A 10,909-nucleotide genomic window follows, 5' to 3' on the forward strand; every position below is an offset into this window, starting at 1 on the left:
GCGCAGGTGACCGTCTGGATCGGGTATATCCAGTGGCACAAGGACAACGGCTTTGCCGAGTTGAAAGAGCCGATCCTCCAGCCGCTCGACACGATCAAGCGTATGGACGCAATCCTGGCCTTTGACGAGACCGGCACGCCGGTTGAGCCAGCGTGGCCCGAGGCCGAGGTGATTATTGGCAACCCGCCGTTTTTGGGGGGCAAGCGCCTGCGCACAGAGCTTGGTAGTTCCTACGTGGATACAGTTTTCATGCTCTACGATGGTCGCGTACCACGTGAGGCTGACCTTGTGACTTATTGGTTTGAGCGCGCACGGGCGTTGATCGAGCAGGGTCATGTGCAGCGTGTGGGCTTGCTGGCGACTAGCTCAATTCGCGGTGGTGCCAATCGCAAAGTGTTGGAGCGTATTAAGGCGAGTGGCGACATCTTTATGGCATGGAATGAACGACCGTGGATTTTGAATGGTGCAGCAGTCGAAGTCTCCATGATTGGGTTTGACACGGGTGTTGAGCAAGAGCGCTCTTTTAACGGATCTTCCGCTCAGCACATCAACCCTGACTTAACAGGCGATCTCAATCTTACGCAGGCACAGCGACTAACTGAAAACAGTGGTATAGCCTTTATGGGCGACACAAAGGGTGGCGCTTTTGACTTGACGCCTGAGCAAGCTGTGCAGATGTTGACAGCTCCGCTCAACCCGAATGGACGCCCAAACCGTGATGTCGTTCGCCCATGGGTGAACGGCCTCGACATCACTCGGCGACCACGGGGCATGTTCATTGTTGATTTTGGCGTCGATATGCCAGAGGCTGATGCCGCGCTCTACGCTTTGCCCTTCGCTCACATTGAACGTGAGGTCAAACCTGAGCGGGCGAAAAATAATCGTGCGGCCTACCGCGAGCGGTGGTGGCTCCATGTCGAGCCAAGACCAGCGATGCGCCGTACATTAGTACCGTTTCAACGCTTCATCGGTACCCCCAATCTCACCAAACATCGCATCTTTGCATGGGTCTACCCGCCAACTATTCCCGACCATCAGCTCATTGTTTTCGCTCGCGACGACGACTACTTCTTCGGCGTGCTCCACTCCCGCCCGCATGAAATCTGGGCCTTGAGACTCGGCACCTCACTTGAAGATCGCCCCCGCTACACCCCCTCAACCACCTTCGAAACCTTCCCCTTCCCCTGGCCCCCAGGCCAAGAGCCGCTCGATGATCCCCGCATCGCCGCGATCAGCGACGCTGCGCAGCGACTCGTCGCGCAGCGCGATGCCTGGCTGAATGAGCCTGGCTTGAGCGAGGCCGAGCTCAAGCAGCGCACGCTCACCAAGCTCTACAACCAGCGCCCTGATTGGCTTGACCAGGCGCACAAAGAACTTGATCAGGCTGTCTGTGACGCCTATGGCTGGCCGCATGACCTGAGCGACGAGGAGATCCTGGCGCGGCTGTTGGCGCTGAATCTCGCGCGGGCGGCAAAGCAGGGTGATGCAGCGGCTGACGCCGTGGAGACGCATACCGACGACGAGGACAACCTCACCTTATTATAGTTGCCACAAGAGCGGTAAGCAGGGGGAAAGGGGCTTGTTACCTTAATAATGATAGCGACAAGCAACGATGACGAGACGATGCTCGTCATTGATGCGTCGTGACCAATAGCCACTCAGGTTGGCTTTCAGCGGTAGAGTTTCATACATCAAAGAGTTTCCGTTCTGCGATCACGCCTTCCGTGACTTCGGCGATCGACGTGCGTAAGTGAGCCGCATTGGCTGGACTCGCCAGCAGGTAGCGCGTTTCTTGCCACGCCGCGTATGCTTCCTGGGGTAGGAGCACAACCTATTGACCACTTGCCAAAAGCACAATCGTCGGCGCGGCATCGTCAAGCACCTGGTTCAGGAGACGCTCCAGATCCCGCTTGGCTTCTTCAAGGGTGACGATCTGCATCTATTTGTATGCTCCTTCGGTTGCTTCGGTAGATGGTGCCATTCAGTTATCTCTTATTGTAGCGCAATTGTTCTGTGAATTCAAGACCTGTCGATGGCATCTTCAGGGCGATTGCATCATACGAAACCGGATAAAAAATACGCTCTCTGTGGCAGCATGGGCATGCAACCAGCGGCGCACACGGCGGCCCCCGGCCCGGTAGGGGCACCCGCAAGGGGTGCCCCTACCGGGCCGGGGGCCGGGCCCGGTGTACGGGCACCCCTTGCGGGTGCCCTGGTGGGGTGCATGCACGGAAGATGCAATCGCCCTGATTGCATCTTCCGTGCATGCACCCCACCAGACCGGCAAAATGGGCCAATCCGCCCCCACCGTCGGCGTCAACGCCTCGGCGACGGCCTGCGCCGGCTGAGTCAGGCCACGCTTGCGCGATGAACAGTGCCATACTCCGCGTCAGTGAAGTGACCAGGGGTATGCAGCGACGCCTGTCTGACGCCCATCCTGCTGAACGCGTACCCACCCACACCCGTGCCAGTTACGCATCCTCGCTTTTGACGCAAAGGCGCAAAGGAGAGTGACCCAGCGCGCGCAACGGTGCGGCGACGCGCCTCGTCCCGCGCTGCCCGATCTCTCGGCCAGCACCTCCCGATCGTGACGCCCACGCGCACATCTGGCTTGAGGGTGTTCGATGTGAACCGGTTGCTCACCCTGATTACCGCCGGCCTCGCCAGTGGGTGACCGCCGCTTCCGTAGGGGCCGCGCTTGCCCTGATCGGGGTCCCTACCACGTTGACGTAGCCCTACTGGGAACGTCGCTGCATAAGCTACCCAACGCCGAGCCTTCAGCTGCGCCGCCGCAGGGAAAGAGATGATCGATCGTCACCATGTGACAGCATCGGAAAGAGCCACAAAAACGCCCCGATCTCGGCGGGTCGGTCTGCAACTTCGACGTACCTCAAAAACACCAGGCATAGCGATAAGGGTTTCTTTCTCAAGGTGTGTGATGGGGATCCCATAACCGGATAACACCATAGGCATCAAAGACGGCAGCTCCACTCACAATCGGAATGTTTTCCGTCAATGATTGTGCAATCAGCATGCGATCAAACGGATCACGATGATGAAAAGGAAGGGATGCCGTATCTTCATGGTTCGGTAGTGATTCTATCGTTTTAGGATTTTCCTGATTACCCACTTGGGCCGAGCGATTCGCACGGAATCGTGGCATGAAATGCATAGATCGTGGATGGAAGCTTCAAGATGTGCAAAATGCGTTGGTGATAGACCTTTCAGTATCACGTAGGCGATTGTTTTCGTGCACTCTGGGTTGCTTTCTTCCGAGGTTTTTTGTTCGGGATCAACTGAATAAGGGCGCGGAGGGCGGTATTGACCGCTTCGGCATCCGGGAAATACGCTTGGACATCGCGATCCAAGAGAATACTTCCTTCAGGTCGGGTAATGTGTTGGATGGTCGTAGTTCCGTCTATCTGATGCACACGGATCGCATATCCATCGCGCATACGCTGATAATATTTCCCGCGGACTCCGGTCTTTCCCGAAAAGTCGTACTCTGGCAGCATGTCTTCATCATCACGATGGTCAGGTGTCTTATCCGTGCTCATAGGTATAGTGCTCCCTTCGGGTAGCGAGGCGTGCGCTGATAATCCGAATACGCTCATCGCATTCTGTATGAATAACGGTCAGAAGACGCATGGATATTGATGTACCGATACTGATAAAACGATCTTCATAAACGGAATGAAGATCATCCTGAAACGTAATGAGGAACGGATCTTCAAAAACGGTTGTTGCTTCTTGAAATGAAATGCCATGTTTTTGCGTATTTGTTTGCGCCTTTTGCTCGTCCCATTCAAACTCAAAATCCATAAAGACCCCAATAGATAGACTGTCGATTCAAGTCTAGCACAGGGGGCCATTGTATGCAAGTATATAGTGTTAATTATACAATATATTACGTGAGATGGTCTAGTTCTGCCGCGGTGCGGATTGCTGATATGCAAGCAGCCCAACATGACTTAGACAGCGATTCAGCGGCCTAGATGAGCCGTACCCGTTCTCTACCGCGATGATACCACCTACATCTGCTCTGTATAGTGCTACGATTGCACGGTTGCCGCCTAGCCACGATCCTCGTCGGTGCGAGGCCCACTACTGTTCAAAGAAGCTCACGCGAAGGCGCGAAGGCGCGAAGGGTTCGCTCACGTACGCGAAAAACATTGCGCCGGTGCGGCACAACAAGCGCCTTCTTTGCAGGGTCTTGGTGCGAGGCCGTTTCTTCGCTCGTCGAGCGTGGTTGCCCGCACCGCTGGCAGCGGGTGTGGGCGGTCGATGACGGGCGGTGGTTGCACGGGGTGGTGGGCGGCGGGGATGGGAAACCGCAAGGCTTGCGCTTCCGCCCAGACCGTCGGCGTCAACGCCTCGGCGACGCTAGGCAAAGCCGGCCTGCGCCGGCTGAGTCAGGCCACGCTTGCGCGGTGAACAGTACCATACTCCGTGTCAGTGAAGTGACCAGGGGTATGCAGCGACGCCTGTCTGACGCCCATCCTGCTGAACGCGTATCCACCCACACCCGTGCCAGCTACGCATCCTCGCTTTTGACGCAAAGGCGCAAAGGGGAATGGCCCAGAGAGATCGCGACGCCCACGCGCACATCTGGCTTGAGGCGGAGCAACTGCCGCAGCGCATCTCCCATGACGGCTGTTTCACTGGGATACAGCTGGACATTGACGAATGCTTGGGGCGTCATCATCCGGTGGTTCCTTCCCGCAACGCACGCACGGCGCGACCTCGATCAAGGGGATAAGCAGAGCGCACAAGACGGTCAGCCCTCCCAGAAACGCAATAACTCCGCCTTCCAAGATGGCCACGGCTATGCCAACACTAAGCTTTTGATCGGAATGTCCATCGTCAAAATCATTTGGCATGAACCACACCATCAGGATGCCTTCGCTAACTGCCGCAGATTGCGCTTGAATTCACCCGTAAAAAAGACGGCGCGGTGAAGGCGTTCGGCAGGATCAGTCGGCATCGATCCCGTCCCATAGTTCACGTAGGGGCGTCATATCCTGGATCCGCGCTTCATGCCAGCCTTGTTTCAAGCTGACAGCCGCGGGCTTCAAGGTTACACTGTCCCGGAAGGTCTGTACGAGCTGGAGCACGTACGGAAGGTACTCCTCTGGCAGCGCATTGACCTCACGGAGAACCTGCTCACGATAGGCCGTGGTCGTGGGCATCGGACACTCCTTTCTGTTGGTTCGATCACTATACGAGACTGGTGCAGAATACCTGCAACTGTTCGGGGTGCGAAGGATCGCCGATCTGCGTGCTTGAAAAACCGCTTTTTTGTGGCATGATGACTGTAGTGTAAAAACCGCATCAAGGACACAAAAAAGACGGTTATGCTCCCTATTCTACCACCAATCCTGCGGGCTGGCACGCCCGATCTGCCCGCCGTGCCGCGCTGGCTCCACGCCGGGATCATCATGTTCCTTGGCCCGATCCTGGTCTGGGCCGAGACGACGATCCTCCGCCGGATCTTTACGACGACGGTGCGCGACCATCCCCTGGTGCGCATGGGTCTGGCCTATGATCCGGCGGCGGTGGTCGCCGCCTGTGCGGCCTATCGTCATCCCGAGGGCACGCCTGGGGCGCCGCCGACCTTCACGCTGGAGCAGCTGGTGCGCGCCGAGATCGTCCGCACGTGGGCCGAGGGCTGTTCTGACCGCGAGCTGGCCTGGCATCTCGCCAGCAATCTCGTCGTGCGCTGGTTTGTCGGGCTCTCCCTGTTTGCCCCGCAGCTCCCCGACCATACCACGCTCGCCCGCTTTCACGGCTGGATGCGCCAGCATGCGCCCGACGCGCTCTTCCGCGATGTGCTCACCTTCCTCGACGGCGTTGACCCGGAAGATGCCGCCACCACGCCCCAGATCGTCGACACCTTTGCCATGCAGAGTCCGGTCGCGCCCAGGGTCAGTCCCGCCGCCTTACTGCGCCACCTGACCCTGCGCCTCCTGCTGCTGCTGCGACAGCGCGGCCCGGCCACCCTCACCGCCGCGCTGGAGGCGCTCGACCTGACGCCCTTCACGCACCCCAAACCCGCCCGCAGTGCCGCCGCTCGCCACGCCCGCCTCCAGACCACCGTGGCCCTGGTCGCCCGCGTCGTGACGACGGTGACGGCGCAGGTGGACGCGCTCGACCCCGTGGTGCACCCGCTCGTGGTCGCCTTCCTCGCCGATCTCGCCAAGGTGCAGGCCGATGAACTGACCACCGATGACGCCGGCGTTGTGACCGAACGCCCCGCCAAGGAACGGGGGTCACGCCGCATCGCCAGCGCCGTTGACCGCGAGGCCACCTTCCGCAAACACGAAGGCAGTCCCGCCGTGCTCGGCAGCAATGCGATCATCAGCACCACCCGCACCCGCATCCGCGCCTGCGTGATCGTGACCGGCTGCACGCCCGATAGTGTCGCCCCGGCCGCCGTGCTCCAGCAGCAGCAGGAGGCCGGGGCACCGCTGCCGGAGATCATCGTGATGGATGGCGCGGCCGGCTGGGGCAAGACCCGCGCCGAGGTGCACACCCGCAGCGACGGCCAGACCAGCCTCGTCGCGCCCATTCCGCAGGGCGGCGGGAGCGACCCCGCCCGCTTCAGCGTCGCGGATTTTCAGGTCGATTTCACCCGCATGACCTGCACCTGTCCGGGCGGCAAGGTCAGCACCACCGCCTATGCGTCCGGCAGCGCCGACGGCATCACCTTCCGGTTTCGGGCACCCGACTGCGCGGGCTGTGACGAGTACGCGCAGTGTCGCGACCCCAAGGCCAAGCCGACGAGCCATCGCACCGTCTTTATCTCGGATTATCACCATCACATGCGCGAGGCGCAGCGCGTCAACCAGAGTGATGCAGGCAAAGCCTTGCTGCACGACCGCTGGCGCGTCGAACCGACCATTGCCTGGCTCACGCGCTACCAAGGGTGTCGCCGCGCCCGCTGCATCGGGTTGGCCGCCGCGCAGTTTGAACTCTCCCAGGCCTGCGCCGTGCGCAACCTGCTCAGCTGGCTCCACCGCCACCCGCGACGGGCCGCCGCCTGAGCGCGACCACGCGGCTCCTGCGTCGCCCCCACACCCCGCACCACGGCGCACGCCCCGCGTGCGGCGTACGCGCCTGCCCAAAAAACGTCACCCACGGGCACATATGCGGTCTGGCACGGGCATGGAAGGCCAGATTCTGGGCACCTGCGGGCCCCTGGCCCCGCATCCTGCCCGAACGAGCGCGCCCACCCCCTGTTGGCGACCGCATGTGGCCCGTGCTCGGCAGATGGCAGCCCCTATTCTGCACCACTCTCTATACCACCGTCTGAACCCGGATGGAAGTAATAGGAACACATGAGTTCGTATATGTCCAACTGACACAAATGGCAGGTACACTGGAAGGTTCATATCAGTATAGCCTGAGCGATAGCTTGCAGGTGGAGTGATGCCACGGGTGATCGATCAAGACTCGCCCCGATCTCGTACGGCACAGATTTTCAGGGTTGCGGGCCGCCGAACGGCCACCGTTAGCCACCCCGCTGGCAGCCTCCATAAACCGGCACAAGCGGTGGCATGCCATCACGTTTCAAGATCGCGCCCAGCCCAGGGGCCGCGCCAGCGGCGTCCGCTGCAAAGCAATGTTGGGCTGCATGGCTAAAGATGGACGCTCATTACAGATATGTGCTAGTGACTCTTACGAATGTCAACCCAATTATTTTGTCTAAGACGATTTAAAAAAGCAAATCGCCAATCAAGAAATACGGACAGATGCTCAACAATAGGATATTTTGAAAGTAGTTTGTACTTCATTTTATTACTAATCTTGTATAATTCGACACCTAGATTATATGTTTTTTCGTATCCATCATTATTCAATAAGGCGTTCTTGAATATCTCAAAGCCAACCGTACCTTTCCAGTAATCATGCAGTTCTATACTTAAATCTTGAGATTGATGTGTGAATAGTACAGGAAGAGTTACTAACCCCGTTTGCAAATCATCTTCTACATCGGCAATTTCGTCGGAAAGTTGTCTAAGTAGGCCGAAAATACCCAAATACACTTTTAGTTCTTTACTGAATTTATAGCGCGTTTGACAGAGGATGCCTTCGATAATAGCTGAAAAATAGTGACACTCAGACCTGTAATAACAATAATGTATTAATACGTTTTCTGTGTATTGATTTACTGTATTTATTGATGGGATTTTGAACTTTAAATTAACTTCTCGCTCCATGGAACTCATTACACCTAGATAATGTTGATTAAAGCATTGAAATGCTTTGTAATATTTATGCTCTATGAGGTAATGATTTGCTCGGTAAATTAGTTTTAGCGAATCACGAAAAGATTCACTGGTGGAATTTAGCACAGTGTTGCTATCTAATGACTTATCCAGCATTATTACTGGCAAAGAATAGCCAATGGCAAATGCCGCGCAAAGATTCACTATATAATTTTTGTCAATTTCTAATGCTGTTGATAGTATTAATGCAGGATAAAAATGTCTTTCTATTTTTGATTTATAAATGTGCCAGTTATTTGACGAGGTCTGCTCATCGATTTTAGTGAAGATTTTACTTATTTCTTCTGAGTACATACAAGAAAATGCCTCAAGAAGTTGGTTCTCAAAGGCAGTAGGTGTACTAAGAAGATCTTCCTCGTTATAATGAAGAGGCAACTTTCCAGATAGCATAATACTCCTCCCTGTAGATATGATATATAGAATTTCTGCTTTTGTTACAACATAGAATTGATGGTGATTCTTCACCGCGAAAAGCGATCAGGTAAGGAGTTGCGTATATTTTGTAATCAGATCCGTAGATACAACAATTAATTTTATCAGATGATCGTATTTCAAATCTTTGTTGCTGGCTTTCCGGCAATGACCCTCGAAAATCAATAATCATTTGTATATTTTTAGTAGAATCTTTATTTAATAATATTTTTATAGAATTAGTTTGGTTCTTTTCTAGGTGTTCTCGAAATAGAAGCTTTACGTCTCCGTATTTGATGCTGTCAAATGTTCTACTTGCGATAAACATCTCCTTGCTATTTTGGAGATCTTTGTGTATACGCTCATAGTCAAATCTTCTTCGTGCGTCTACTATTTCCTCAACTCCAATAACATCGGCATTGCGTGATATACTTTGCAGTTTAATCAAATGCTCAATCAGGTTCGTAATAGGCTCGCCACCTAAAATCTCATACAAGAGCGCTAGAATTGCAAGCGAAATAAAAGTTGCAGCAATATTATTAAGAAGATCTCCAATGGGAACTTTCAATCCTTGAATGGAAATTTCACCAATGAGCGATCCAAATAAAAGGCAGAGAACACCAACAACAGTTGAAACAACAGGAATTGAGTATTTCTTCATCATTTTCCCTATATTAGAAAGCCCATACATCTGGCATTTTACAATAACTCTAGCATTCAGTCAAGCAACTTTTGTATAGGGTGTTCTGTAAGTTGATCTGCTGCCCAATATGAATTAGACAGCGATTCAGCGACCTAGATGAGCCTTACCCGTGCTCTACCGCGATGATATCACCTACATCTGCTCTGTATCGTGCGACGCCGCACGTTTGCCGCCTAGCCACGATTCTGGTCGGTGCGAGGCCGCTTCTTCGCAGTCTAAACCTGCCCTCATGTGTCGAGGATACGACATGCCGTATCATTCAAGCTGATCAAATGGGATGCATCAGAGAATTTTTGTACACCTATATTTATATCTAAAAAAGAAGTAATAATGAATTTGTTACCAAAAACGCCCCGGCTTGCTCAATCAGGTACGCACCGCTGTCCGCCGAAAACACGATGCATTCCGCACCGACGAGGCCTCGTCCCAATGCGGTTCAAAGAAGCTCACGCGAAGGCGCGAAGGCGCGAAGGGTTCGCGCACGTACGCGAAAAACGGTGCGCCGGTGCGCCGGTGCGTCACAACAAGCGCCTTCTTTGCAGGGTCTTGGTGCGAGGCCGCTTCTTCGCTCGTCGAGCGTGGTTGCCCGCACCGCTGGCAGCGGGCGCGGGAGGTCGATGACGGGCGGTGGTTGCACGGGGTGTTGGGCTGCGGGGATGGGAAACCGCAATGCTTGCGCTTCCGCAATCGAACGTGTTGCCCTTCCGATCGTCCGCAGATGACGCAGATGACGCAGATGCGGAAGCGCTAATCTGCGTAATCTGCGGACACTATCAAACCCTCCTGGGATGTTGCATCAGCCCTGCTCCATAATCAGCATCCTCCTCGGATCGTAACTTTTATCCTCTAATAGACGGTCTATTGTTGTAGATACCCTTGACATCACCCCGCCCGTGTCGCATACTTACGCCGACGTAGCCCAATGCAGAAGGACGCGCATGGCCCCCAGCATTACCCCACACGAGTTCGTTGCGAAGTGGTCTGGCGATACGCGCAAAGAGCGCAGTGTAAGTCAGGAGCACTTTATTGATCTCTGTCGCCTTGTTGGCCACGAGACGCCGGGCGAGAATAGGGATGGGACGCTGGTGTTTGAAGCGGGCGCGGCGAAGAGTGCGGGTGGCCAAGGGTGGGCTGATGTTTGGAAGAAAGGCCACTTTGGCTGGGAATATAAGGGGCCGCGTGCCGACCTGGGCAAGGCGTTTCAGCAACTCCAGCAGTACCGCGACTCGCTCCAGAACCCGCCATTGCTGGTCGTTTCCGATATTCAGACCATTGTGATTCACACCAATTTTGTCAATACGGTTAAGCAGACGCATGCACTCGCGTTGGCCGATCTGGAGACGCCGGAAGGCTTGCAGATGCTCCGCAAGGTCTTCTTTCACCCGTATGCGCTTGAGCCAACGCTGACGATTCAGCAGGTGACGGAAGCAGCCGCAGCTGAGTTTGCCCGGCTTGCCGATTTGCTCCGTCGTTATGGTGAACAGCCTCAGGCGATTGCCCATTACTT

General features: G+C 55.2%; 10 protein-coding genes and 1 pseudogene. 3 read left to right on the forward strand and 8 right to left on the reverse strand.

Annotation, left to right across the window (positions count from 1 at the left end; all coding sequences use genetic code 11):
* Positions 1-1,545, forward strand: a 1,545-nt coding sequence (locus EKD05_RS26145; RefSeq protein WP_165360951.1) for a class I SAM-dependent DNA methyltransferase, incomplete at its 5' end; no start/stop codon positions are given.
* A 42-nt stretch (positions 1,546-1,587) separates the two neighbouring features.
* Here EKD05_RS26145 and EKD05_RS24290 read toward each other — a convergent pair.
* From EKD05_RS24290 to EKD05_RS24315, 6 genes and pseudogenes are all read right to left on the reverse strand, one after another.
* A pseudogene (locus EKD05_RS24290) lies at positions 1,588-1,677 on the reverse strand (type II toxin-antitoxin system YoeB family toxin); the annotation flags it as partial.
* Between the two features lie 7 nt (positions 1,678-1,684).
* Entirely contained in the window at positions 1,685-1,828 is a 144-nt protein-coding gene (locus EKD05_RS27350; protein WP_129678041.1) for a hypothetical protein, read from the reverse strand.
* Positions 1,829-3,230: 1,402 nt separating this feature from the next.
* The gene (locus tag EKD05_RS24305; RefSeq protein ID WP_240695920.1) at positions 3,231-3,557 is read right to left on the reverse strand and encodes a hypothetical protein; all 327 of its coding nucleotides are present in this window, start codon (positions 3,555-3,557) and stop codon (positions 3,231-3,233) included.
* Positions 3,544-3,822 carry a BrnT family toxin gene (locus EKD05_RS24310; RefSeq protein ID WP_129678045.1) on the reverse strand — a complete coding sequence of 93 codons (279 nt, stop codon included), beginning with the start codon at positions 3,820-3,822 and terminating at the stop codon, positions 3,544-3,546. The genes EKD05_RS24305 and EKD05_RS24310 overlap by 14 nt, the downstream gene beginning before the upstream one ends.
* Before the next feature lie 712 nt (positions 3,823-4,534).
* On the reverse strand, positions 4,535-4,705 hold the full coding sequence (locus EKD05_RS26150) for a hypothetical protein (RefSeq protein WP_165360952.1): 171 nt from the start codon (positions 4,703-4,705) through the stop codon (positions 4,535-4,537).
* 268 nt (positions 4,706-4,973) lie between these two features.
* Positions 4,974-5,189 (reverse strand): hypothetical protein, encoded by a 216-nt coding sequence (locus tag EKD05_RS24315; RefSeq protein WP_129678047.1) that lies wholly within the window; start codon positions 5,187-5,189, stop codon positions 4,974-4,976.
* Between the two features lie 165 nt (positions 5,190-5,354).
* Here EKD05_RS24315 and EKD05_RS24320 point away from each other — a divergent pair, with 165 nt between their 5' ends.
* Entirely contained in the window at positions 5,355-7,043 is a 1,689-nt protein-coding gene (locus tag EKD05_RS24320) for a transposase (protein WP_129678049.1), read from the forward strand.
* A gap of 624 nt (positions 7,044-7,667) precedes the next feature.
* Here the strand turns inward: EKD05_RS24320 and EKD05_RS24325 are convergent.
* Together EKD05_RS24325 and EKD05_RS24330 are read right to left on the reverse strand one after the other, a co-directional pair.
* Positions 7,668-8,678 (reverse strand): class 1 isoprenoid biosynthesis enzyme, encoded by a 1,011-nt coding sequence (locus EKD05_RS24325; RefSeq protein ID WP_129678051.1) that lies wholly within the window; start codon positions 8,676-8,678, stop codon positions 7,668-7,670.
* Complete coding sequence (locus EKD05_RS24330; protein WP_129678053.1) at positions 8,647-9,390, reverse strand: hypothetical protein; 744 nt, start codon at positions 9,388-9,390, stop codon at positions 8,647-8,649. The genes EKD05_RS24325 and EKD05_RS24330 overlap by 32 nt, the downstream gene beginning before the upstream one ends.
* Positions 9,391-10,340: 950 nt before the next feature.
* Here EKD05_RS24330 and EKD05_RS24335 point away from each other — a divergent pair.
* Positions 10,341-10,909 (forward strand): type IIL restriction-modification enzyme MmeI (locus EKD05_RS24335; protein WP_370374940.1); only part of this gene is annotated, 569 nt, incomplete at its 3' end.

This window comes from Candidatus Chloroploca sp. Khr17 (genome assembly GCF_004138165.1).
Classification (GTDB): Bacteria; Chloroflexota; Chloroflexia; order Chloroflexales; family Chloroflexaceae; genus Chloroploca.

Excerpts from the sequence above, each read along its gene's own strand:
- EKD05_RS24305 (WP_240695920.1), bottom strand. The coding sequence starts at position 3,557 with ATGAGCACGGATAAGACACCTGACCATCGTGATGATGAAGACATGCTG.
- EKD05_RS24310 (WP_129678045.1), bottom strand. The coding sequence starts at position 3,822 with ATGGATTTTGAGTTTGAATGGGACGAGCAAAAGGCGCAAACAAATACG.
- EKD05_RS26150 (WP_165360952.1), bottom strand. The coding sequence starts at position 4,705 with ATGATGACGCCCCAAGCATTCGTCAATGTCCAGCTGTATCCCAGTGAA.
- EKD05_RS24315 (WP_129678047.1), bottom strand. The coding sequence starts at position 5,189 with ATGCCCACGACCACGGCCTATCGTGAGCAGGTTCTCCGTGAGGTCAAT.
- EKD05_RS24320 (WP_129678049.1), top strand. The coding sequence starts at position 5,355 with ATGCTCCCTATTCTACCACCAATCCTGCGGGCTGGCACGCCCGATCTG.
- EKD05_RS24325 (WP_129678051.1), bottom strand. The coding sequence starts at position 8,678 with ATGCTATCTGGAAAGTTGCCTCTTCATTATAACGAGGAAGATCTTCTT.
- EKD05_RS24330 (WP_129678053.1), bottom strand. The coding sequence starts at position 9,390 with ATGTATGGGCTTTCTAATATAGGGAAAATGATGAAGAAATACTCAATT.